Genomic DNA, 24,510 nt, shown 5'->3' with positions numbered 1-24,510 from the left:
AACAGAGCCCGAGCGTTCCGATCTGGGGTCCGCAGCCGCTGCCCCTGTTCCCGCTTCGACACCGGCGGACGAACGCCCGATCGCTATCGCCGAGACCAAAATCGAGACCGAAGCCGAAAGCGAGGCCACATCGGCGAACAACCGCCCGGTCGCGGCTGCCGTCTCGGCTCCGGTCGCGCGCATGCGCTCCAAGCCGCTGTCACTGACCATTGCCGGCGATCCGAGCCCTCTGTCGCCAGGCACCCAGCCCCAGAGGCAGACAGGCCCCGCCGTCGAGATCACGAGCTTTCTGGCCCTCGTCGCGCTCGCTAAGGACAAGCGCGATTCGCGGCTCGAAGCCTGGCTGCGCCGCTATATCCGCCCGGTGAAGATGGAAGCGCGCCGCCTGGAGATCGGCCTCGTCGACGAAGCGCCCTCGCCGCTCGTCAGCGAGCTGACCAAGCGCCTCCATGACTGGACGGGCGAGCGCTGGGTCATCACGCTTGTCAGCGACGCCAAGACCCCGACGCTCGAGGAAGAGCGGATCGCCAAACGCCGCGCCCTGTTGAGCGATGCAGCCAAGGACCCGGCCGTTGCCGCGATCCTCGAAGCCTTTCCCGGCGCCAAGATCGCCGATGTCCGCTTGAAGGGCGAGGCGGAGGTGAGCGAGACGGCGGCGGAATTCGTCACCGGTGGTGACACATTGGACGCGATGGAGGCATCAGCCCCCCTGGACGAGAGCCTGTCGGACGACGATATCCGGTTCGATGAACGCCCCTTCGCCGATCTCGACGACGAGCCGCAGGATGGGGACGACGATTTTGACCTGGAGTTCTAGAGCCCGATGAAAGACCTTATGAACATGATGAAGCAGGCCAAGGCCATGCAGGAAAAGATGGCCGGGCTGCAGGAAGAGATGGCCGAGCTGACGGCGAGCGGCCAGTCGGGCGGCGGCCTCGTCACCGTCACCTTGTCCGGCAAGGGCGAAATGACGAGCCTGTCCATCGACCCGTCTTTGATCAAATCGGACGAAGGCGACATCCTGGAAGATCTCGTCGTCGCGGCCCACAACGACGCCAAGGGCAAGCTGGAACTCGCCATGCAGGAGAAGACGCAAGCCCTGACCGCCGGTCTCAATCTGCCGGCCGGAATGAAGTTTCCGTTCTAAGGGGCGAGCGCGTTCAGAGTCGAATTCGGTGCATGGGCGACGATTTTTCGAGACGCGTAATGTCCGGCTTGAGCGTTCTGTCCGCCGCCTTGCTTGGCGGCAACGACAGCCCCGAAGAGGTCTCGCTCATTGAAGCATCGTCATTCTCGGGCTTGTCCCGAGAATCCAGGGCGGCGCTCGTAAATACCTAGTCGGTGACGGGTGGCAGCGTTGAGCTGTTCCTAAAGCACCACGCCTGGATTCTCGGCACGGGGGCCGAGAATGACGGCTGCGGGATGTGGGACCTGCCGACTCTATTCTTAAAGGACGCCGATTGCCGACCAGGATATGAGGGGTTTCACGCCTCCCCCATCATCAAAAAGCGCCCTGACAATCCCAGCCCGGAGACCGCCATCTGGTCCTAGAGCGTCGGGCGATAAACCAAGATCGCCCGACGCCCTACAACTCTTTGATAACGCGCCGGGTTGTCGAAAAACCGGTATCCACTTTTTCGCCCGGCGCTCTAGTGCTCAAGAATCGTCCGAGACCCCATGGCCAAGACAATCGCAGGACCGGAAATCGAGCGTCTCATTCAGCTGCTCGCCAAGCTTCCCGGTCTTGGTCCCCGCTCGGCGCGGCGCGCCGCGCTTCAGCTGGTCAAGAAGCGGGAACAGATCCTGCGCCCGCTGACCGCCGCCATGGCCGATGCGCTGGAAAAGGTCGGCGAGTGCTCGGTCTGCGGCAATATCGACACGAGTGATCCCTGCACCATCTGCCGCGATCCTACGCGCGATCAGTCGGTGGTCGTGGTGGTGGAGGACGTGGCCGACCTTTGGGCGCTGGAACGCGCCCAGGCGCTGAATGCCGCCTATCATGTTCTCGGCGGCGTCCTGTCGCCCCTCGAAGGCGTCGGCCCCGAAGATCTGACGATCCGCCAGCTGGTTGAGCGGGTCAGCCGAGGCGGGGTCAAGGAACTGGTGATCGCGGTCAATGCGACGGTCGAAGGCCAGACCACCGCCCATTATCTCATGGACCAGCTCTCCGGCCTCGAGGTGAAGGCGACGCGCCTCGCCCATGGCGTTCCGGTCGGCGGCGAGCTCGATTATCTCGACGACGGGACGCTCGCTGCCGCCATGCGCTCGCGCACCGCCTTATAGAGCGCCGATCCAACGCTCAAACGTGCTGGCCACCATTAATGTGGAGTTCGGCGCCGGTGACATAGGTCGAGTTCGACGAGCAGAGGAAATAGATGACGTCGGCGACTTCCGATGTCTGTCCGAGGCGGCGCAGGGGAATGTTCTCGACCATCTTTTCCGTGCCTGGCGAGAGGATTGCCGTTTCGATCTCGCCCGGCGCGATGGCATTCACCCGGATGCCGGCGGGGCCGAAATCGGCCGCCATCTCACGGGTGAGCGAGTTCAGCGCCGATTTCGACGTGGCATAGGCGGTGCCGGCAAAGGGATGGACGCGGCTTCCAGCGATCGAGGTGACATTGACGATCGAGCCCTTGCCCGCCTGAAGCTCCTTGATGAGGCCGCGCGCCAGCATGATCGGGGCAAAGAAATTCACCTGGAAGACGTCGCGCCAGACATGCATCGGCGTGCGAATCGAATCGAGCCGTGTGCCGTTCTCACCCTTCGGCGAAATGCCCGCATTGTTGACGAGAGCGTTGAGGGTCGAGCCATTCGCTTCCAGACGGCGGCGGATCTCGGAAATGGCGTATCCCACATCCTCCGGGTCGGACAGATCGACGCGGATGTGGTCTTCCGGGCCAGCCGGCCACGGGCAGTTATCGGCAAATTCCTGGCGCGAACAGGTGATCACCCGCCAGCCTTCGCGGGAGAAGCGCTTGACGGTCGCATGACCGATGCCGCGCGAGGCACCGGTGAGGACCAGCGTCTTGCGGTCGTCTCGGGCGGTTTCCGACATTTCTTGGCGTCTCCGTTCGGGTGTGGCATCGCCGGCCGTCTGGCGGCGATCGCCGAGGCAGGATCACTTCAAGGTCATCCGCCGGCCCGGTCATAGCCTATCCGGTTGCCTTTGACACTGCGAGCCGCAAACACTGTCACATGAGCGGTGCCGGTTCGGCGCCGACAACAGTCTAGGCACAAAGCAAGAGGATCCAGGATGCGACGACTGACGGCGATTTTGGCGGGCGCGGTATTGGCGGCGACTCCGCTGGCCGCGGGAGCCGAGACCCCGAACGCCTCCGACTGGGACGCGGTCGTAAAAGCGGCGGACGGCCAGACCGTCTATTTCAACGCTTGGGGCGGCTCGCAGAACATCAATGATTATATCGAATGGGTCGCGGGCGAAGTGAAGGAGCGCTACGGCGTAACGCTGGACCATGTGAAGCTCGACGACACCGCCAATGCGGTTGCCCAGGTCGTCGCCGAAAAGGCGGCCGGGAAGGACGAAGATGGTGGCATCGATCTCATCTGGATCAATGGCGAGAATTTCGTTTCGATGCAGGAGCAAAGCCTTCTGTCGGACGGATTTGCCACCAAGCTGCCGAACTGGCGCTATGTGGACACCGACAATCCGAGCGTGACAACCGATTTCACCCAACCCACCAACGGCCAGGAGAGCCCCTGGGGCGGCGCCAAACTCGTCTTCTTCACCGATCCCGCCAAATTCGGGTCCCTCGACACCATGCCGGATTCGGCCGATGAGCTGCTGGAATGGGCCAAGGCTCATCCCGGCCGATTCTCCTATCCCGCTCCGCCCGATTTCATCGGGTCGAGCTTCCTGAAGCAGATCCTGATCGAAACGACGGCCGACCCGAGCGTCCTGCAGAAACCCGTCGACGAGGCGAATTTCGCGGAGGTCACGGCGCCGCTCTGGGCCTATCTCGATCAGCTCGACCCGGTCCTCTGGCGCTCGGGCCGCGACTATCCGCAGAACTACCCCGCCATGAAGCAGCTTCTGGCCGATGGCGAGCTCGGCATCATCTTCGCCTTCAACCCGGCCGAAGCTTCGTCAGGCATCGCCAATGGCGAAATGCCGGACACGGTCCGCTCCTTCACCTTTTCGGGCGGCACGCTGGGCAACACCCATTTCGTGGCCATTCCCTATAATTCCGGCTCGAAGGAAGGCGCGATGGTCGTCGCGAACTTTCTGATCTCGCCAGAGGCGCAGTTGCGCAAGGAGGATCCTGCCATCTGGGGTGATCCGACCGTTCTTGCGATGAACAAGCTCCCGGCGGAAGATCGGGCGGCCTTCGAGGCGATCGACCGGGGCGTCGCGACGCTCGCCCCGGGCGAACTCGGCCCGGTTCTTCCCGAGCCGCACGCCTCCTGGATGACCCGCATCGAAGAGGAATGGCTGAAGCGCTACGGCAGTTGAGGCGAAGGGGGATGCGTGCCTCGCCAGATCACGCGCCCTTCCCGCCTTACCCCTTGAGACTTCGACCTATTCGGCCGGCAGAAGCAGCATCTGCCGGTCGCTCGAGGCCCGATAGACGCCGAGATTGCGGAACTCGGCCGAGAAGAAGCGCAGCTCCTCCAGCGCCCTTGCCAGCGCCGGATCGTGGGGATGACCTTCCACATCGGCATAAAAGAGGGTCGCGGCAAAGGAGCCGCCGAGCTGGTAGCTCTCCAGCTTCGTCATATTGATGCCGTTGGTCGCAAAGCCGCCCAGCGCCTTATAGAGCGCGGCCGGAATGTTGCGGACCCGGAAGACGAAGGTCGTCACCGTATCGCGTGACAGATAGCTGCGACCATCCTCTCCGATGGAGGGCTCGCGCGCTGCCCAAAGGCTCAATCGCCGCTCCTCGGGATCGGCGAAAGCCTGCTGGTCGGGATTGGCGAGAATGACGAAGCGCGTGACGTTGTTCGCCGCGTCCTCCACATCCTCCTCCAAAATGTCGAGCCCGTAATAATCGGCGGCCAAGCGCGGGGCGAGCGCGGCGCGGCTGCGATCACGGCTTTCGGACACCTCTCGGGCGGCGCCCGCCGTATCGCCGGCGACCTGCGGCTTCCAGCCATTCGACCGGATATATTTACGGCACTGGCCAAGGGCGTGGATATGGCTATGAACGCTGCGAATCTCGTCGCGGGTCACGCCCGGCAGCACCATCAGTTGAAAATGGATCGGCATGAAATATTCGCCGACGATCTGAAGTCCCGAATCGGGCATCAGCAGATGAATGTCGGCGACGCGCCCCGCCAGCGTATTCTCGATCGGGATCATCGCCCGCTCGACGCGGCGCATCTCACCCTCATGCTCGGCAACGCCGTTCTTCAGCGCCGCGAAGGCATCGTCGAAGGACGGACAGGGCAGCGCGTCATAGGCCTCGCCGAAGACGGCGCGCACCGCCATGTCGGAATTGGCGCCGGGCTCGCCCTGGAAGGCGATCATCGGGCGGCGTTCGTCGGCGGCTGGATGGGTGGTCACGGTGTCGGTCATCGGTCAGGCTTCCAGAATGCGGCGGGCTTTTTCGAGGTCTTCCGGGGCATCGACCCCGAGCGGCACAGTCGAGACGATCTCGGCATCGATACGCATGCCGGCTTCGAGCGCGCGCAGCTGTTCGAGGCGCTCGCGGGTCTCCAGAACAGAGGGTGGCATCGAGACAAAGCGTTCGAGGCTTTGGCGGCGATAGGCATAGATGCCGACGTGATGGAAAAGCGGCCCCTCGCCATAAGGGGCCGTGGCGCGGGTAAAGTAGAGGGCTCTAAGCCGCGTCTCGGCGATCGGCGAGCCGACGATCTTCACCACATTCGGATTGGTCTTCTCGCTCTCGTCTGCGATCTCGACGCCGAGGGTCGCGATGTCGCAACCGGGGTCCTCGAAGGGGCGAAGCACCTGATGGACGGCGTCGGGCTCGATGGTGGGCAGATCGCCCTGAAGATTGACGATCGTCTCGACCGCGCCGCCCGGATCGAGCTTTCCGAGCGCCTCGTGGATGCGGTCGGAGCCGGACTGATGGGCCTCGCTCGTCATCACGGCTTCATAACCAGCCTTTGAAACCGCCTCGGCGATCTCGTTCGAATCGGTTGCCACCGCGACACGACCGATCGCCGCAGCCGCCGCGCGTTCGGCGACGCAAACGATCATCGGCCGCCCGGCAATCGGGGCCAAAGCCTTGCGTGGCAAGCGTGTCGAGCCAATCCGGGCAGGGATGAGAACAAGGCAAGTCATGAAAGGCACCGATACTGCGAGGCAGGATAATTTGGAAATGTTCGACTTTCGCCGCTTGATGACGAGCGCTCGTGGTGACAAAAGGTCCGAGCCGCAGCGCCTCTTACCGCTGTTGCCCTGAACACGCAAAACACCTACGGTCCGCGCAATTTTGCGGACGCCGGCGCCCGGCCGGCTTCATGATGATGAGGGTCGTCCCGCCAATGAATTCGCTCGAGGCCAACAAGATCGTAGGCGCCGGTTTGGGCGTCGTCTTCCTGATGTTCGGCGGTAGCCTCGTCGCCGAGGGAATCTTCCACTCGGAAGCCCCCGAGACGCCGGGCTACGAGGTCGCGGTTGCCGAACCGGAAGAAGGCGGCGATGGCGGCGGAGCTGCCGAGGAGACCGTGGCGCCGATCGCCGCGCGGCTCCAGACGGCCAGCGCCGAGGCTGGCGCGACCGATTTCAAGAAGTGCTCGGCCTGTCACTCGGCCGCCGAAAGCGGCGAGAACAAGATCGGACCGGGCCTCTGGGAGGTCGTGAATCGTCCGATCGCGTCCCATGCCGGCTTCGACTATTCGCAGGCGATGACCGACTTCTCCGAAGGCGGCTCCGTGGTCTGGGACTACGAGCATCTCGACCACTTCCTCGAGAACCCCAAGGGCTACATCTCCGGCACCAAGATGGGCTTTGCCGGCATCAAGGACTCCGCCGACCGCGCCGATACGATCGCCTATCTGCGGTCGCTCGCCGCCAACCCGGCTCCGCTGCCCGAGGCGCCCGCCGCCGAGGAAACCGCTGCGACCGAAGGTGAGAGCGTCGAGGCGCCGGGCACCGAGACCAACCCGTCGAACCCCGAGGACCAGACCAACGCTCAGGCGCCGGGCACGACCGACACCGAGACCGCGGCTGCGATGCCCGGCCAGGAGACGGCACCGGTCATGAGCGAAGAGACCCGTCCGAACCCACCGGCCGCTCAAATCCAGGAAGAGAATGCGCCTGCGGCCCCGACGGGCGGCGACACGAGCGCCTCCGGCGAACAGGGCGCAGCTGCGGCTGGTGCCGCCAATAGTGAACCGGCCGGCGAGACCGAGACCGCCGCTGCGACCCCGGCCGCCATCACCGGCGATCCGGCGGCTGGCGAGAAGGTCTTCAACCGCTGCAAGGCCTGCCATGCGGTGGGCGAAGGCGCCGCCAACAAGATCGGACCGGAGCTGAACGGCATTGTCGGCGAGCCGATCGCCCAGGTCGAAGGCTACAATTTCAGCCAAGGCCTGAAGGACTATGCTGCCGAGCATCCCACCTGGACCGTCGAAGAGCTGACCGCCTGGCTGGAGAACCCGAAAGCGGTCGTGCCCTCCACCAAGATGTCCTTCCCGGGCCTGAAGAGCGAGGAAGACATTCAGAACGTCATCGCCTATTTGGCTCAGTTCGGCGAGGACGGCTCCAAGTCGGGCAACTGATCTGGGCTCGCTTGATCGATTTCAGGAAACCCCGGTGCCCGTGCGCCGGGGTTTTCGTTCGTTTGGACGAAGGCCACCGAATGCGCGACGCACTCCAAGAAAATTGCGGAGCGCTCTTACTGCGTGCAACTCGTCCGAGGGCTGGACAAAATGACAGTTTCGTCACGTGACATCCGGACCACGAAGACGACATAAGGTTCGGTGACGCTTAACGAATTGACGATCGAAACCTTGTCCAGGAGGTCGCCCTTGCCGTCGACGCCGTCCACCGGTTTTCGCCTGACCCGCCGCCTTGTCCTGTCCGCCTTCGGCTTCTGCCTCCTCGGTTGCCAACCGAGCTTTGCCCAGGAGGATAAGGCGACAGCTACCGAAGCATCGTCGAGCGAAACGCCGCATGCACAGGAGTGGCTCAGCACCAAGTCGCTGATTGGCGATTCCAAATATCAGGACGGCTTCGAGCACTATGATTACGTCAATCCGGATGCGCCGGTGGGCGGAACGCTGAACTCGGCGGCCCTCGGATCCTTCGACAGCTTCAATCCCTTCATCGTGCGCGGCACGCCGGCCGCGGGTCTTCCGAATTTCGGCGGTGGCTATCTTTATGACACGCTGTTCGAGCAATCGCCGGACGAGCCCTCGACCTCCCACGGCATGATCGCCGAGGCGATGCGCTATCCGGCCGACTATTCCTCCGCGACCTACCGGCTGAACCCGAATGCAAAATGGCACGATGGGGAGCCGATCACAGTTGAGGACGTGATCTGGAGCTTCAACCGGCTGAAGGAGCTGCATCCCCAGTGGAACGCCTATTACCGCAATGTGGAAAAGGCGGAGAAGACCGGCGAGCGGGAGGTGACCTTCACCTTTGACCAGACCGGCAATCGAGAACTGCCGCATATCATCGGCGATCTCACCATTCTGCCCAAGCATTATTGGGAGGGCACGGACGCCAGCGGAAAGCCACGCGACATCACGCAGCCGACGCTGGAGCCACCGCTCGGCTCCGGGCCCTACAAGATCAAGATTTTCCAGCCTGGCGCCTCGATCACCTGGGAGCGGGTGCCGGACTATTGGGGCTGGGACCAGCCGACGCGGGTCGGCCGCTATAATTACGGCACCCTGAACTTCACCTATTTCCGCGATCAGAACGCGGCTTGGGAAGCCTTCAAGAAGGGCGGGATCGACGACTACCGGGTCGAGAACATTTCGCGGCGTTGGGCGACCGAATATGATTTTCCGGCTGTAAAAAGCGGCCAGGTCAAGCAGATGACGGTGCCGGACGGCAATGTCGTCTCCATGCAGGCCTATGTGATCAATCTGCGCTTGCCAAAATTTCAGGACCGGCGGGTGCGCGAGGCGCTGACGCTCATCTATAACTTCCAGGAGATGAACCGGACTCTGTTCTACGGCCTATACGAGCGTCAGCAGAGCTACTTCCAGAATAGCGAGCTCGCTGCCAAGGGCCTTCCGAACAAAGGCGAATTGAAGTTCCTCGAACCGTTGCGCGGTAAAATCCCCGAGGAGGTCTTCACCGAGGAATTCACCCTGCCGGACTATTCGGACCCGGCCGCTGCACGCAATTATCTGCGGCAAGCTTTCGAGCTCTTCAAGGAAGCCGGCTATGAGCGCCGGGGCACCAAACTCGTCAATGCCGAGACCGGTGAGCCCTTCTCGATCGAAATGCTCGGAGACGATCCGACCGACTCCCGAGTCCTCGAACCCTATGCGCGCGATCTGCAACGTCTCGGCATCACGACGAACATCCGCATCGTCGATTCCAACCAGTTCACCGAACGCATGCGCAATTTCGATTTCGAGATGATCGGGATGAAGATGTATCCGCAGTCCATGTCGCCGGGCAACGAGCAACGGGACTTCTGGTCGTCTCAGGCCGCCGACTCGCCGGGAAGCCGCAATTTTTCCGGCATCAAGAACCCGGCGATCGATCAACTCATCGACGACATCGTCTATGCCAAGACTCGCGAAGACCTCGTGGCGGCGACCCGCGCGCTCGATCGTGTTCTTCAATGGGAATATTACGTCGTCCCCCAATGGTACAAAGCGGAAGACTGGATCGCCTATTGGGACAAACTGCAGATGCCGGACGATCATCCCGACTATGCCGGGCTCGACCCCTTCTCCTGGTGGACGCGGGATGCGGAGACGGCTGAAGGGGCATCGACCAACTGATGACCGCGCTGACCCATTTGACCCGCCGCCGTTTCGGCCAGCTCGTGCTCGGCGCGGCCGCAGCGTCCGCCCTCCCCTTGCGCGATGCGCTTGCCAATGTTCCGACCGGCACGCCCCTTCACGGCCTCTCGGCCTTTGGCGAGCTGAAATACGGCCCGGACTTCACCCATTTCGACTACGCGACGCCGGACGCGCCGCAGGGCGGGCAGCTGAACTTCTCTGTGCCCAATTGGGTGCTGAACCAGTCGCCGATCACCTTCGACACACTGAACACCTTCGTTCTGCAAGGCAATGCACCGCCGCGCATGGAGTCGCTCTACGACGCCCTCGTGATATCCTCGTTGGACGAGCCGGACTCGCTCTATTGCGCGGTGGCCGAGAGTGTCACGCTGTCACCCGATCGGCATGGTTTCACCTTCATCCTTCGGCCTGAAGCACGCTTTGCGACCGGTGAACCCATCACCGCGGCAGATGTCGTCTTCTCTTATGAGACGCTCAAGGAGAAGGGGCACCCGAGCCTTGTCGTCGTCTTGCGCAATGTCGTGAGCGTGGCGGCCGAGAACGACCGGACGGTGCGTATCATCATGTCCGAACGGCAGAATTACCAGGACGCCCTGTCGGCGCTCGGCATGCCGATCCTGCCGGCGGCTTTCTTCGCCGACAAGGATCTGGCAACGGTGTCCTCCGAAGCGATACCCGGCTCCGGCCCCTTTGCCATCGGCCTATACGACTTCAACAAATTCATCGAATATGAGCGGCGCGAGGACTATTGGGCAAAGAATCTTCCCTTTGCCAAAGGCCTCAATCACTTCAAAACGCTCAGGATCGACTTCTTTCGCGATCGCCAGCCGGCACTCGAGGCCTTCAAGAAGGGGCTCATTCATTTTCGTGAGGAGTTCACAACCAAGGACTGGGCGACGGAATACGCCTTTCCGGCGGTCCAGCGGGGCGCCGTCAAGCTGGAAGAATTTCCGGACGAGAAACGGCCCGGCTTTCAGTGCTGGGCCTTGAACCAGCGGCGCGAGCGTTTCGCCCATGCGTCCGTCCGTCACGCCATCAATATGTGCTTCGATTTCGAATGGACGAATGAGAACCTTCTCTTCGGCCTTCGTAACCACTCCAATTCGCCCTTCGAGGGCTCGGAATTCGTCGCGAAGGGTGAGCCCAGCGCGGCGGAGCTCGCCTTGCTCGAACCTCTCCGGGGACAGGTTCCAGACGAAGTGTTCGGCCCCGTCTGGGTCCAGCCGGTGAGCGACGGCTCGGGGCGCGACCGAAAGGTCTTGCGCGAGGCGGTCCGTCTCTTTGGTGAAGCCGGTTGGCGGCTCTCCGGCAATCGGATGCAGAACGAGGCGGGCGAGCAGTTCCGCCTCGAATATCTCACCTATGGCGCCGAACAGCAGCGCGTCTATGCCAAGTTCATGGAAACCTTGAGGGCCATCGGCGTCGATGCCTCGATCCGCATGGTCGATGCGGCTCAATATCAAAGACGGGTCAACGACTTCGATTTCGACATGATCCTCGCGGCCTTCGGAATGGTCGCGACGCCCACCCGCGAAGGCCTGTCGCTCTTTTTCGGTTCTGATTCCGCAGATCGGTCAGGCGCCTACAATTATCCCGGCATGCGAAGCGAAGCCGTCGACGCCTTGATCGAGAAGGTCACCACCGTCACCTCCCGCGAAGACCTCGTCACACTCATGCGAGCCCTCGACCGCGTCCTGCGCTGGCGCCTTGACTGGCTGCCCAACATCAATGCTGGTGTCCATCGCGCGGCGTTCTGGGACATGTTCGGCCATCGCGAGACCAAACCCGACTATGCTTGGCCGGTCGAAAGCCTTTGGTGGTTCGACGAAGAAAAGGCTCGAGCGATCGGCAAGGCCTGAGCAAGCGGCTGGCCGGAGGATGCCGACCGATCGGGCGGCGTCCCGGCCCGCTCTTTGAGCGCCCGCGAGAATTCGCCTTTCGGTCGAGGGCCATAACAGCGTAGGAGAGGTCGGGACCGACGTCCCAACGCAGTGGGTTCGTCGTTCGGACCGTCATCGAGACTGGAGAAGCGATCCCCTTATGGGCGCCTATATTCTTCGCCGACTGCTTTTGATGATCCCGACCCTTGTCGGCATCATGGCCATCTCCTTCATCGTCGTCCAATTCGCGCCCGGCGGCCCGGTCGAACAGGTGATCGCGACGCTTCAGGGCGATGCCGGCAGTGCCACGGACCGGGTTTCGGGCGGTGGAGGCGACTTCGGCTCGGGTGGCGGAGGCGACAGTTCCTCCTATCGCGGTGCGCAGGGGCTAGACCCGGAATTCATCGCCCGGCTGGAACAGCAATTCGGCTTCGACAAGCCGCCTCTGGAACGCTTCGGCCTGATGCTCTGGAATTATGCGCGCTTCGACTTCGGCGAGAGCTATTTCCGCTCGATCTCCGTCTGGGACCTGATCCTGGAAAAGATGCCAGTCTCGATCTCGCTCGGGCTCTGGATCACGCTTCTGTCCTATCTGATCTCGATCCCGCTCGGCATTCGAAAAGCCCTGAAGGACGGCTCGACCTTCGACATCTGGACCTCGGGCATCGTCATCGTCGCTTATGCGATCCCCGGCTTTCTCTTCGCCGTTCTCCTCATCGTCCTTTTCGCCGGCGGCTCCTTCTTCGACTGGTTCCCCTTGCGCGGGCTGTTGTCCGACGGCGTGCGCGGCGACTGGTGCGCACTCTGGTCGGCCTCCGCCGATCTGCCGCGTTGCGTGACCCAGACGATCCCCGACTATTTCTGGCACCTCACTCTGCCGCTGATCGCCTTGTCGCTCTCGGCCTTCGCGACGACGACGCTGCTCACCAAGAATTCCTTTCTCGACGAGATCCGCAAGCAATATGTGACGACGGCGCGGGCCAAGGGCCTCACCGAGCGCCGGGTGCTCTATGGCCATGTCTTTCGCAATTCCATGCTGATTATCGTGGCCGGCTTTCCGGGTGCCTTCATCTCGGCCTTCTTTTCCGGCTCGCTGCTCATCGAAACGATCTTCTCCCTCGATGGGCTCGGCCTGCTCGGCTTCGAATCGATCTATCGCAGAGACTATCCCGTGGTCTTCGGCACGCTCTACATCTTCTCGCTCATCGGCCTCGTGGCGACGCTCATCTCCGATCTCACCTATACTTGGATCGATCCGCGCATCGATTTCGAAAGCCGTGAGGTCTGATCATGGATGACGCCCTGAAAGATCGCCTCAAGAACGATCCGCACCACACCGGGACGAATCCCGAGGCCCGAGCCGCCGAGATCGCGCGTGAGGAAACGAGCGGCATCGCCCAGGAGGCCCCGGCCCCGGGCGAGGTGAAGCGCCCTCGCCTGTCGCCGCTCAATCGCCGCCGCTGGCAGAATTTCAAGGCCAATCGGCGCGGTTACTGGTCTCTTTGGATCTTCGCCATCCTCTTCGTGGTGACGCTCTTTGCCGAATTCATCGCCAATGACCGGCCGCTCCTCGTCGATTACAAGGGCGAATTCTACTATCCGGTCTTCGTCGACTACCCCGAAGAGGTCTTTGGCGGCTTTCTGCCGGTCACCAATTATCGCGATCCTTTCGTCCAGGACGAGATCGAGGCCAATGGCTGGATGATCTGGCCGCCGATCCGCTATTCCTATCAGACCGTCAACAACGAGATCCCGTCGCCGGCTCCCTCGCCGCCGTCATGGCTTCTCACCGACGAAGAGGCCTGCGCCCGCTATCCCGACGGGGTGAACGACAAGAACTGCACCTTCGGCAATATGAACTGGCTCGGGACGGACGATCAGGCCCGCGACGTCATGGCGAGGCTCATCTACGGCTTCCGCATCTCGGTTCTGTTCGGCCTCGTCCTGACGGCGGCATCGGCCGTGATCGGGGTCGCGGCCGGCGCCGTGCAGGGCTATTTCGGCGGCTGGACCGACCTCATCTTCCAGCGCTTCATCGAGATCTGGTCCTCGATCCCCGTCCTCTATCTCCTCCTAATCGTCGCCGCGATCCTGCCCCCAGGGTTCTGGATCCTGCTCGGCATCATGCTGCTCTTCTCCTGGGTCGCTTTTGTGGGCGTCGTCCGGGCCGAGTTCCTGAGGGCGCGCAATTTCGAATATGTGAGCGCGGCTCGCGCCTTGGGTGTCGGCGACCTCACCATCATGTGGCGTCATCTTCTGCCCAATGCGATGGTGGCGACGCTCACCTTCCTGCCCTTCATCCTGAACGGCTCGATCACCACCTTGACCTCGCTCGACTTTCTCGGCTTCGGCCTGCCGCCCGGCTCGCCCTCGCTGGGCGAGCTTCTGGCTCAGGGCAAGAACAACCTCCAGGCGCCCTGGCTCGGCTTTTCCGGCTTCTTCGTGATAAGCCTGATGCTGTCACTCCTGGTGTTCGTCGGCGAGGCCGTGCGCGACGCCTTCGATCCGAGGAAGAGTTTCGGGTGATGGGGAAAGAGGTCGAAAGCCATGGGTGAGATGCAGAAGATCGTCCTCAAGGTGGAAGCCAGCGAACTTCCCGCCGATATCCGCGCCAAGTTTGCCCCTGGGACGGAGGTGACGCTGACCTATGAGGGCGAAGCGTCCAAGCCGCCACTGAGCGAGGATATGATCGAACGCCGGAAGCGTTCACTATTGCAGTTCGCCGGCGTTGGTGCCGATCGGAACACGACCATCGATGAAGCTGTGGCGCGCATCCGCGAATTGCGGGACGAGTGGGATTGAAGACGCTACGTTATTACATCGACACGAATGTCTTCATCGCTCTCATCGAAATGAAAGGCAGCGCCTTCGAGCCGTTCGTCGATCGAATTGCGTCTCGGGACGCCACTTTGTTTACGAGCGAGATCACGCTGGCAGAACTCTTGGTGAAGCCATTGCAGCAGGCGAATATGCGGATGGCGTCGCTTTACGAACGTTTGCTTCAGTCGGGGGAGCTTCTGACGGTCATCCCCGTTCATCGTGAGATCTTGCGTGCGTCTGCGGGTTTGAGAGCGAAATTTCCCAACAAATTGCCGGACGCGATTCATATCGCCACGGCGATGCACACGCAGTGCGCCATCTTCGTCTCTTCCGATCAGAGATTGAAACTGCCAGCCAGTCTGAGCCAGGTGAGGCTCGATCAGCTGAATGACGTTGGTTACTCATGAACCCCCACGACCCCCATCACGATCATTCCGGCCATGACCACGATCACGGCTTCAAAGGCCATTCCCATGGCGCGAACGAGCGGCAGATCGCGATCGCAGCGGTCCTGACCGGCGGTTTCATGATCGCCGAGGTCGTCGGTGGCCTCGTCTCCGGGTCGCTCGCGCTTCTCGCCGATGCCGGCCATATGCTGACCGATTTCGCAGCGCTCGCCCTTGGCTGGTTCGCCTTCCGCCTGTCGCGCAAGCCGGGCGATGCCGACCGCACCTATGGCTATGACCGGTTCGAGGTTCTCGTCGCCTTCGTCAACGGGCTCGCGCTGTTCGTCATCGCCGGCTTCATCGTGGTGGAAGCGATCCGACGCTTCATGAACCCGGCCGAGGTGATGGGCGGCACGATGATGGCGATCGCCGTCGGTGGTCTGATCGTCAATATCGCCGTCTTCTTCGTGCTCCATTCGGCGGATCGGGACAATCTCAACATCCGCGGCGCCGTGCTTCATGTGCTCGGCGATCTTCTCGGCTCGGTCGCGGCCATCATCGCCGCCGGCGTCATCCTCTGGACCGGCTGGACCCCGATCGATCCGATCCTGTCCGTCCTCGTCTCCCTCATCATCCTCGTCTCGGCCTATCGGCTGGTGCGCGATGCCGGCCATGTGCTTCTGGAAGGCACGCCGAAGACCATCGCCGTCAAGGATTTGGAGCCGGCGCTGGTCGAGGCGGTGGATGGCCTGAGAAGCGTTCACCATGTCCATGTGTGGTCGATCACCCCGGAGCGGCCCATGGCCACGCTCCATGCCTGCATCGCCGAAGGCGCGGACGGGACGCAGATCACCCGTGCGATCAAGCGCGAATTGAAATCTCGGTTTTCGATCGGCCATGCAACGGTCGAGATCGAGTTCGGGCGCTGCGCAGACGAGGGACTGCAAAGACCCGGCGCTCACTCTCATCACCATGCCGATGCCGGGCACCGTCATACCCACCATGGCGCCGCCCATGGTGAGGACGCTCTGACGAAACCCGCCTGACCGAGCCAACAAGGATCAACGCGCCGTGACGAAGACCGCAGCCGAGGCGAACGCCAACGATCCGCTCCTGTCCGTCGACGACTTGCAGGTTGCCTTCACGCAAGGTGGCCGGGTCCAGACGGCAGTGGATGGCATTTCCTTCTCGATCGGACGCAACGAGACCGTCGCGCTGGTCGGCGAGTCCGGCTCCGGCAAGTCGGTCTCTGCCATGTCGATCCTGAAACTTCTGCCCTACCCTGCCGCCTACCATCCCGGCGGTGTGATCACCTTCGACGGCACCGACCTTCTCTCGGCCTCCGACGAGACCATGCGCAAGACGCGCGGCAACCGCATCTCCATGATCTTCCAGGAGCCGATGAGCTCGCTCAATCCGCTTCACACGATCGAGCGTCAGGTCGGCGAGGTTCTTAAGATCCATCGCGGCCTTAGCGAGAAGGCGGCGCGTGAGCGCACGCTCGAGCTACTCCATCAGGTCGGCATACGCGAGCCGGAAAAGCGTCTCGCAGCCTATCCGCATCAATTGTCCGGCGGCCAGCGCCAGCGCGTCATGATCGCCATGGCGCTCGCCAACGAGCCCGATCTGCTGATCGCCGACGAGCCGACCACAGCTCTCGACGTGACCGTGCAGGCCCAGATCCTGGAGCTTTTGAAGACGATCCAGGAAACGCGCGGCATGGCGATGCTCTTTATCACCCATGACCTCGGCATCGTGCGCAAAATCGCCGATCGGGTTTGCGTGATGTATCGCGGAAAGATCGTCGAGACGGGACCGACCGCCCGCATCTTCGCCGAACCGTCGCACGACTACACCAAGCACCTTCTGGCGGCCGAACCAAAAGGACGCCCGCCGGCGGCCAACGCCAATGCACCGCTCGTGATGGAGGCCAGGGACTTGAAGGTGTGGTTCCCGATCAAGACCGGTTTCTTTCGCCGTGTCACCGATCACGTGAAGGCGGTCGACGGAATCGACATCGAGGTTCGAGCCGGACAGACCGTCGGGGTCGTCGGAGAATCGGGATCGGGCAAAACGACCCTCGGTCTTGCGCTGACCCGAATGATCTCTTCGCGAGGAGACATCCGCTTTGACGGCGAGCGGATCGACGAACTCACCTTTCGGCAAATGAAACCGTTGCGCGATCGCATTCAGATCGTCTTCCAAGACCCCTATGGCTCGCTCAGCCCGCGCATGCCGATCGCGGATATCATCGCCGAAGGTCTCGCGATCCATGCGCCCAAGCTGACAAAGGAGGAGCGCGACGCCCGCGTCGTCGCGGCCATGGGCGAGGTCGGCCTCGATCCGGCGACGCGGTTTCGGTTTCCTCACGAGTTTTCAGGCGGCCAACGCCAGCGCATCGCCATCGCAAGGGCTATGGTCCTCAATCCGCGCTTCGTGATGCTCGACGAGCCGACCTCGGCCCTCGACATGAGCGTTCAGGCCCAGGTGGTCGATCTTCTTCGCGATCTCCAGAAGAAGCACGATCTCGCCTATCTCTTCATCAGCCATGATTTGAAGGTCGTGCGTGCGCTTGCCAACGAAGTGATCGTTATGCGCAACGGCAAGGTCATGGAGCGCGGCCCGGCCGATCAGATCTTCAATGCTCCGCAGACCGACTATACCAAGGCACTGATGGCGGCTGCCTTCGACATCGAAGTGTCGCATAAGGGCTCGGTTTCGCAATAAATCGGGACATTGACGGCGGAACGAGAAGTCCGGGCCATCGCGGTGAAAGTGCCGCGAAATGTCGGTCGAGGCGTTCGTCTCAAGGGCGACATCATTGTTTGGCCCTGGATGACGAAATCCAAAGCCCGGCGGACCGTTCGTGCATGATCCGTTACTGACGCGCTTATTCAGTAAGCCGAAGAATGAGAAGACCAATTGAGACAGTTAACAAAGTCTAACTGTTTCATCTTTTCCAAAAATCTTCATGGCGCATGCAACTTCACATTACCCAGACCGTTAGCAGTGACGAGAAAGGGACCAAACCATGCGCATCCTCATTCTAGAAGACGAGCCGCTGATCGCGATGGATTTGGAAGATGTCGTTCGCGATGCCTTGCCAGCCGATGTCTGTCTCGCCAATACGCTTGCCGAGGCCGTCGCCGAACTGAGCCAGGGCATCGATTTCGCTCTTCTCGATATCGAACTGCGCGATCCCGGAGAAACATCCTTGCCGCTCGCTCAGGAACTGACGCGCCGCAACGTACCCTACTGTTTCGTCTCGAGCGCTGTCGACCGCTTGCCTTCGACCTATGCGCAGGTCCCGAAGGTCCGCAAGCCCTTTCAGCCGGCGGACATCGCCGCTTTGCTCTCGCCGCTGTCGGCCCAAGCCTGATCGTTGAGGGACGGATATTCCGTCCTCCATCGCTCGCCTTCAGACTAACTAAGCCTTTCGGCTGGAAATATCCCCGCCACTATCAGCGCCGAACGTCACACCCGTCCCGCTTGGGACGGATCACGTCGATATCGGTCGGGCATGGGCTGACAATTCCGCATTCACGAAGAACGCCAGCTTTTCCGCTGCCCTTTGCCAAGCATGAAGTCTCTTGGCGAGGCGTCTGACCCTGGGCTTGCGCCGGGTGGAACAAAGCCAACCGACCTCGCTGTCTTCGTGCCGACCCAGTCGGCGAGTTATGCGAAACGCTGGCGTAGAAAAACCGCGCACATGGGGCGCGGCTTTTCTGTGCGAGGACGGGGTTCGACCCGGTACGCGTGACCTTGATCCGGGTCTCGGCTTCGCCGTCTGCCTATTGGTAACCAAAGGCGGTTACCGATCTCTTATGATCCGGCGAGGCAACGTCTTTTTTCCTTTTACGAAACGGGGTCGCCGTTCAAGCATCAGGCGATCAATCGGCATCGCCCAAAGCTCCTGATCGCCTTGATACCGCACAGGGAAGCCAAAGATGGCTCCCCATTTTTCGCCTGGTGCTTGAAGGCCGAAATGCAAAAAAGGCCGCCCGGTGCGGCGGCCTTCGAATGCTCTTAAAGCGAGATGCGAGGGCGGTTTCGGGGCGGATCGCCGTGGGCGAAACAGCCGCAAGACCGCGAACTCTCTTAAAGGACGCTTCAAAGCGCCCCACCGATCGTCAGCGCGAGTAGAACTCGACGACGAGGTTCGGCTCCATCTGGACCGGATAAGGCACGTCGTGAAGGCCCGGAATCCGGCGATAGGTGGCGACCATCTTGTTGTGATCGACCTCGATATAGTCGGGCACGTCGCGCTCGGCCAAGCCGACCGCTTCCAGAACGATCGTCAGCTGCTTGGACTTCTCGCGGACCTCGATCACGTCGCCAGGCTTGCACTGATAGGACTGGATGTTCGTGCGGCGGCCGTTGACATTGACATGGCCGTGATTGACGAACTGCCGCGCCGCGAAGATCGTCGGCACGAATTTCGCACGATAGACGACGGCGTCGAGACGGCTCTCGAGCAGACCGATCAAGTTCTCGGAGGTGTCGCCCTTCCGGCGCGCAGCCTCTTCATAAATCTTGCGGAACTGCTTCTCACGGACGTCGCCGTAATAGCCCTTCAGCTTCTGCTTGGCGCGAAGCTGCAGACCGAAGTCGCTCATCTTGCCCTTGCGGCGCTGGCCATGCTGGCCCGGGCCGTATTGGCGGCGATTCACCGGGGACTTCGGGCGTCCCCAGATGTTTTCGCCCATGCGGCGATCGATCTTGTACTTCGTCGATTGGCGCTTGCTCATCGCATTTCCTTCAACAAAACAAAGACCCGGAAGCATTGCCTCCGGGCTGACAGGAAACGCGCCCTCCTCTGTCCGCATCTTTGGCGGACCGACAGAACGATCTGGGCGCTTGACCGAGTTCGCTCACGGGACACGTTTTGAAACCGCAGCCGGCGCTTCGCCGGGCAGTCGGGGCGTGCTAACCCTATGACACATTGATGTCAAGCGTTTCGCCCCGCAACGCCTTGGATCACTGGACTTGGACTCTTTCTGAAGGCGGATCGGGCTCGGCCGATCGAGCCGGGCACCCGTGTTGAACAACGGGCGCGGCGCGCAGGCGTGGCGAGGCGCCGCCTTCACGACGCCCGCGGATTTCGTATCAAATGATCGCGAGAGGCTTTCGCCGACGTGGCGGCGGGAAGGCAGCGTCGATCTCGGCGAAATCCTCCTCGCTCAACACAATATTGGCCGCGCCTGCGTTCTCGCGTACATGTCGCGGGTCGCTCGCCTTGGGGATCGCCATGACGCCCGGGCGAGCAATGACGAAAGCCAGGGCGATCTGAGCCGACGTCGCGCCATGGCGCTTTGCGATCCGGGCCAGCACCGGGTGATCGATGAGCGTGCCGCGCTCGCCAAACGGCGTATAGGCCATCACACCAATGCCGCAGGACGCCAACCAATTGATATATTGATATTCGATGCCGCGTTCTTCCAGTGAAAAGAAGAGCTGATTTACCGCCGGTCGCACTGCCGATTCTGCATCGGTCACAACAGGTTCGAGATGCTGGCGCTCAAAGTTCGAGACACCCCAATAGCGAATCTTGCCGTCATCGCGCAGCCTCTCAAAGGCTTCGATGGTTTCCTCAAGAGGTGTCAAACCGCGCCAATGAAGGAGATAGAGATCGATCCGGTCGGTCTCGAGCCGATTGAGCGACGCCTCGCAGGCTTCGATCGTTCCCTCCAGCGTGGCATTGGGCGCGGCGACCTTGGAGACGAGAAACACCCCGTCGCGGCGCCCCTCGATCGCTTCGCCGACGAGCCTTTCGGCGCGACCGCCCCCATAGATCTCAGCGGTATCGATCAGTGTCATGCCAAGGTCGATACCCAGGCGGAGAGATGCAATCTCCTCGTCTCGTTGACGGATGTCGTCACCCATCCGCCATGTACCCTGCCCTATGACCGGCACCTCGACGGTGTCGAAGAGCTCAATGCGGCGCATGCTGTCGGCCTCTGCGTTTCAATCGATTCATTTTATCTCGTTATCAGGTAAAGTGAGAAAATGGGTTACGTATATGTTTCTTTGCTTACCAATTCAGGTTCTGAATGGCCGAATGTGACGGTGATAGGCGTCCGAAAGCGCATCGAACAAAGCGCCGCCTTACAGGTCGCTCATAGGACGGCCAAGCATGAAGGGGAAGCGTCACACGACTTTTCCAGCATCTTCATGCGCTAGAACAAGAGGTTAGAGCGGCTTGTGGATTCCGATTCGGGCCACACGACGCGTTGCGCGCTCGCAGGCGGTGGCTTGGTCGCAAAGCCGATCCTTCCGGTGCTTCGTCCTTCCCGACCACCGTTCCGAGAAAATGTGTGGATCCCATAGGCACGTTTACCGAGAATTACGATGCGTGGCTGACAGCGCCTGATACCAGCGGACACATGAAAGCATCGCTTTCGAATGTTCGCTGGCAGCCCGAGCGGCGTTTGAGCGGCTTCAAAAATTCGTATCGCGAAGCGATCAAACGGATTCCGTATAAGCCCTTCGCTGGACGTGGATTGACACAAGGGGGTCGATTCATTCGTCCGGCGGTATGAGACGCGTGATGACAATCCCGCACCTCAGACCCAAACCGAGAGGGGTCGGGCCCGCAGGGTTCGATCAGACCGAACCGTCCGACTCCCGGATCGGTCGTTTCGCGATGACCGGCCCTCAAGCGATCGAACGTCAGGACAAGTTCAAGACCGCGTCCGGCCTATATCGCCGGACGCGGTTTTCTTCATTGAGCGGTCATGCGGCGACCCGATCGCCGGACGCGTTCGCCTTGGAGCCGACCACATGGAAGATCAGCCGCTCCGAACCGGCCGTGACCTTGACCGTATCCTCGTCCTTGATGTGGCCGAGCAGGATCTCCTCGGCCAGCGGGTCCTGCACCTCGCGCTGAATGACGCGCTTCAGCGGACGAGCGCCATAAGCCGGGTCGTAACCCTTCTTGGCCAGCCACTCGCGCGCTTCGCCGTCGAGCTCGATGCGGATCTTGCGCTCGGCCAACAGAGCTTCGAGCCGTCCCATCTGGATGTCGACGATCGCGCCCATCTCGGAGCGATGGAGCCGATGGAACAGGATCACCTCGTCGACACGGTTCAGGAATTCCGGTCGGAAGGTCGCCTGGACGACGCCCATCACATGCTCGCGCGCCGCTTCCGCATCCTCGTCCTCACCGAGGGCCGTCAGGAATTCGGCGCCGAGATTCGAGGTCATGATGATCAGCGTGTTGCGGAAGTCGACGGTCCGCCCCTGTCCGTCCGTCAGGCGCCCATCGTCCAACACCTGCAGAAGCACGTTGAAGACATCTGGATGGGCCTTTTCGATCTCGTCGAAGAGGATCACCTGATAAGGCCGGCGGCGAACCGCCTCGGTCAGGGCGCCGCCCTCTTCATAGCCCACATAGCCGGGAGGCGCACCGATCAGACGAGCGACCGAGTGCTTCTCCATGAATTCCGACATATCGAGCCGGACCATCGCCGCCTCGTCGTCGAAGAGGAAACGGGCGAGCGCCTTGGTGAGCTCGGTCTTGCCGACGCCCGTCGGGCCCAAGAACATGAAGGAGCCGATCGGCCGGTTCGGGTCCTGCAGCCCGGCCCGCGCACGGCGCACCGCGCGGCTGACCGCCTGCACCGCATCGCCCTGACCGACGACCCGCTTCTGGATCGCATCCTCCATCCTGAGCAGCTTGTCTCGCTCGCCTTCAAGCATCCGATCGACCGGAATGCCGGTCCAGCGTGAGACGACCTGGGCAATATGGCTGGGTGTGACGGTCTCTTCGACCATGGTCTCACCATTGCCAGTCTGATCGCGCGCCTCGGCCTCCTTCAACTCGGCTTCGAGCTTGGGGATGGCGCCATAGGCAAGTTCGCCGGCTCGCTGGAATTCGCCCCGCCGCTGGGCAATGGCGAGTTCGTTGCGGGCCTCGTCGAGCTGACGCTTCAGATCGGCCGCCCGGCCGAGCTTGGACTTTTCCGCCTGCCAAGCCTGGGTGACCCGATCGGACTCTTCCTCGAGATTGGCAAGTTCGCCTTCGAGGCGCTCCAGCCGATCCTTGGACGCCTCGTCCGTCTCCTTCTTCAAGGCCTCGCGCTCGATCTTCAGCTGCATGATACGGCGGTCGATCTCGTCGAGGGCTTCGGGCTTGGAATCAACCTGCATGCGAAGGCGCGCGGCGCCCTCGTCGACCAGATCGATCGCCTTGTCCGGCAGGAAGCGGTCAGTGATGTAGCGGTTGGACAGTTGGGCGGCAGCGACCAGGGCAGAGTCCGAGATGCGCACCTGATGATGCTGCTCGTATTTCTCCTTGATGCCGCGCAGAATGGAGATCGTGTCTTCAACGGTCGGCTCCGATACGAAGACCGGCTGGAAACGCCGCGCGAGCGCTGCGTCCTTCTCCACATGCTTGCGATACTCGTCGAGCGTCGTCGCGCCGATACAGTGCAATTCGCCGCGGGCGAGCGCCGGTTTCAGGAGGTTGGACGCGTCCATCGCCCCATCCGCCTTTCCCGCGCCGACCAGCGTGTGCATCTCGTCGATGAACAGGATGACACCGCCGGCCGCCGCCGATATCTCCGACAGGACGGCCTTCAGACGCTCCTCGAACTCACCGCGATATTTCGCGCCGGCGATCAGCGCGCCCATGTCGAGCGCCATCAGCGTCTTGTCGCGCAAACTCTCCGGCACGTCGCCATTGACGATCCTCAGCGCCAAGCCTTCCGCGATCGCGGTCTTGCCAACGCCTGGCTCGCCGATCAGCACCGGATTGTTCTTGGTGCGGCGGGACAGGACCTGCACCGTGCGGCGGATTTCGTCGTCGCGGCCGATCACAGGATCGAGCTTGCCTTCGCGGGCGACCGCCGTCAGGTCACGGGCATATTTCTTCAAGGCGTCATAGCCGGATTCGGCCGAAGCCGTGTCGGCGGTGCGGCCCTTGCGAAGCGCTTCGATCGCCGTATTCAGCCCGCTCGGCGTGACCCCAGCCTTCTTCAGGATGTCGGCGGTCTTGGCGCTCTTCTCGATCGTCATGGCAAGCAGAAGCCGCTCGACGGAGACGAAGCTGTCGCCAGCCTTCTTGGCGATGTCTTCGGCCGTGGCGAAGATCTTTGCGAGTGGCTGCGCCAGATACATCTGGCCCGAGCCGCCGGTGACCTTCGGCATCGCGTCGAGCGCGGCATCGACGGCCAGACGCACGTCCTGCGGTCGCCCACCCGCCTTCTCGATCAGGCCGGCCGCCATGCCCTCCTCGTCGTCGACAAGCACCTTCAAAAGGTGTTCGGGCGCAAACTGCTGGTGATCGCGCGAAACCGCGAGGGTCTGGGCGGCCTGGATGAAGCCGCGAACGCGTTCGGTGTATTTCTCGATATTCATTAGATCTCTCCCTTCTCCGGCCCGACCCTTATTCATTCGAAGGCATCGGCGGATGTCGTCGGATGAGACGGTCCCCGTTTCGGCGAACCGTTCGAGACGAATATGGGATCGCCGCCGCCAGGGCGGAAGAGGTCTCAGGTGTTATTGTT

Annotated in this window: 20 protein-coding genes; 14 read left to right on the top strand and 6 right to left on the bottom strand. The window is 62.0% G+C overall.

Translation table 11 applies throughout. The features are described 5' to 3' along the window. Positions 1-181: 181 nt before the first annotated feature. From B9A15_RS23710 to recR, 3 genes are all read left to right on the top strand, one after another. Positions 182-817, top strand: coding sequence for a hypothetical protein (locus tag B9A15_RS23710; RefSeq protein WP_139798163.1), 636 nt, complete (start codon positions 182-184; stop codon positions 815-817). Positions 818-823: 6 nt separating this feature from the next. After that, entirely contained in the window at positions 824-1,147 is a 324-nt protein-coding gene (locus B9A15_RS01075) for a YbaB/EbfC family nucleoid-associated protein (RefSeq protein WP_084408075.1), read from the top strand. A 530-nt stretch (positions 1,148-1,677) separates the two neighbouring features. Next, positions 1,678-2,283, top strand: coding sequence for a recombination mediator RecR (gene recR, locus B9A15_RS01070; protein ID WP_084408073.1), 606 nt, complete (start codon positions 1,678-1,680; stop codon positions 2,281-2,283). A 16-nt stretch (positions 2,284-2,299) separates the two neighbouring features. On the opposite strand, the gene B9A15_RS01065 is transcribed toward recR, so the two are convergent. Further along, complete coding sequence (locus tag B9A15_RS01065) at positions 2,300-3,055, bottom strand: SDR family NAD(P)-dependent oxidoreductase (RefSeq protein ID WP_084408071.1); 756 nt, start codon at positions 3,053-3,055, stop codon at positions 2,300-2,302. 198 nt (positions 3,056-3,253) lie between these two features. Between B9A15_RS01065 and B9A15_RS01060 the strand changes: the two genes are divergently transcribed. Then, complete coding sequence (locus B9A15_RS01060; protein WP_084408069.1) at positions 3,254-4,471, top strand: ABC transporter substrate-binding protein; 1,218 nt, start codon at positions 3,254-3,256, stop codon at positions 4,469-4,471. Between the two features lie 66 nt (positions 4,472-4,537). On the opposite strand, the gene B9A15_RS01055 is transcribed toward B9A15_RS01060, so the two are convergent. Both B9A15_RS01055 and B9A15_RS01050 read right to left on the bottom strand, forming a co-directional pair. Beyond that, on the bottom strand, positions 4,538-5,533 hold the full coding sequence (locus B9A15_RS01055; RefSeq protein WP_084408067.1) for a prephenate dehydratase: 996 nt from the start codon (positions 5,531-5,533) through the stop codon (positions 4,538-4,540). Positions 5,534-5,536: 3 nt separating this feature from the next. Continuing rightward, entirely contained in the window at positions 5,537-6,265 is a 729-nt protein-coding gene (locus B9A15_RS01050) for a 3-deoxy-manno-octulosonate cytidylyltransferase (protein ID WP_084408065.1), read from the bottom strand. Between the two features lie 203 nt (positions 6,266-6,468). Here B9A15_RS01050 and B9A15_RS01045 point away from each other — a divergent pair, with 203 nt between their 5' ends. The 10 genes from B9A15_RS01045 to B9A15_RS01000 all read left to right on the top strand — a co-directional run bounded on the left by B9A15_RS01045 (position 6,469) and on the right by B9A15_RS01000 (position 18,383). Continuing rightward, complete coding sequence (locus tag B9A15_RS01045; protein WP_084408063.1) at positions 6,469-7,707, top strand: c-type cytochrome; 1,239 nt, start codon at positions 6,469-6,471, stop codon at positions 7,705-7,707. A gap of 249 nt (positions 7,708-7,956) precedes the next feature. After that, the gene (locus tag B9A15_RS01040; RefSeq protein ID WP_244556749.1) at positions 7,957-9,897 is read left to right on the top strand and encodes an extracellular solute-binding protein; all 1,941 of its coding nucleotides are present in this window, start codon (positions 7,957-7,959) and stop codon (positions 9,895-9,897) included. Further along, positions 9,897-11,777: an extracellular solute-binding protein gene (locus B9A15_RS01035; RefSeq protein WP_084408062.1), complete on the top strand. Its 1,881-nt coding sequence runs from the start codon at positions 9,897-9,899 to the stop codon at positions 11,775-11,777. Before B9A15_RS01040 ends, B9A15_RS01035 begins: the two co-directional genes overlap by 1 nt. Positions 11,778-11,958: 181 nt before the next feature. After that, entirely contained in the window at positions 11,959-13,086 is a 1,128-nt protein-coding gene (locus B9A15_RS01030) for a microcin C ABC transporter permease YejB (RefSeq protein ID WP_084408060.1), read from the top strand. Between the two features lie 2 nt (positions 13,087-13,088). Then, complete coding sequence (locus B9A15_RS01025; protein WP_084408059.1) at positions 13,089-14,324, top strand: ABC transporter permease; 1,236 nt, start codon at positions 13,089-13,091, stop codon at positions 14,322-14,324. A gap of 21 nt (positions 14,325-14,345) precedes the next feature. After that, the gene (locus B9A15_RS01020; protein WP_084408057.1) at positions 14,346-14,600 is read left to right on the top strand and encodes a hypothetical protein; all 255 of its coding nucleotides are present in this window, start codon (positions 14,346-14,348) and stop codon (positions 14,598-14,600) included. Beyond that, entirely contained in the window at positions 14,597-15,025 is a 429-nt protein-coding gene (locus tag B9A15_RS01015; protein ID WP_139798142.1) for a type II toxin-antitoxin system VapC family toxin, read from the top strand. The genes B9A15_RS01020 and B9A15_RS01015 overlap by 4 nt, the downstream gene beginning before the upstream one ends. After that, positions 15,022-16,050, top strand: a complete 1,029-nt coding sequence (locus B9A15_RS01010) for a cation diffusion facilitator family transporter (RefSeq protein ID WP_084408053.1) — start codon at positions 15,022-15,024, stop codon at positions 16,048-16,050. Before B9A15_RS01015 ends, B9A15_RS01010 begins: the two co-directional genes overlap by 4 nt. A gap of 25 nt (positions 16,051-16,075) precedes the next feature. Beyond that, the gene (locus tag B9A15_RS01005) at positions 16,076-17,731 is read left to right on the top strand and encodes an ABC transporter ATP-binding protein (RefSeq protein ID WP_084408051.1); all 1,656 of its coding nucleotides are present in this window, start codon (positions 16,076-16,078) and stop codon (positions 17,729-17,731) included. A gap of 304 nt (positions 17,732-18,035) precedes the next feature. After that, a complete protein-coding gene (locus B9A15_RS01000) occupies positions 18,036-18,383 on the top strand; it encodes a response regulator (protein ID WP_084408049.1) in 348 nt (115 codons plus the stop codon). Positions 18,384-19,134: 751 nt separating this feature from the next. Here B9A15_RS01000 and rpsD read toward each other — a convergent pair. The 3 genes from rpsD to clpB all read right to left on the bottom strand — a co-directional run bounded on the left by rpsD (position 19,135) and on the right by clpB (position 24,361). Continuing rightward, positions 19,135-19,752: a 30S ribosomal protein S4 gene (rpsD, locus tag B9A15_RS00995; RefSeq protein ID WP_084408047.1), complete on the bottom strand. Its 618-nt coding sequence runs from the start codon at positions 19,750-19,752 to the stop codon at positions 19,135-19,137. Positions 19,753-20,110: 358 nt separating this feature from the next. Continuing rightward, positions 20,111-20,950: an aldo/keto reductase gene (locus tag B9A15_RS00990; protein ID WP_084408045.1), complete on the bottom strand. Its 840-nt coding sequence runs from the start codon at positions 20,948-20,950 to the stop codon at positions 20,111-20,113. Between the two features lie 786 nt (positions 20,951-21,736). Further along, the gene (clpB, locus tag B9A15_RS00985; RefSeq protein WP_084408043.1) at positions 21,737-24,361 is read right to left on the bottom strand and encodes an ATP-dependent chaperone ClpB; all 2,625 of its coding nucleotides are present in this window, start codon (positions 24,359-24,361) and stop codon (positions 21,737-21,739) included. Between the last annotated feature and the right edge of the window lie 149 nt (positions 24,362-24,510).

Origin of the sequence: Fulvimarina manganoxydans, assembly GCF_900176465.1 — a bacterium.
In the GTDB taxonomy this organism is placed as follows: domain Bacteria; phylum Pseudomonadota; class Alphaproteobacteria; order Rhizobiales; family Rhizobiaceae; genus Fulvimarina; species Fulvimarina manganoxydans.
This window is presented reverse-complemented; position numbering and strand designations above follow the sequence as displayed.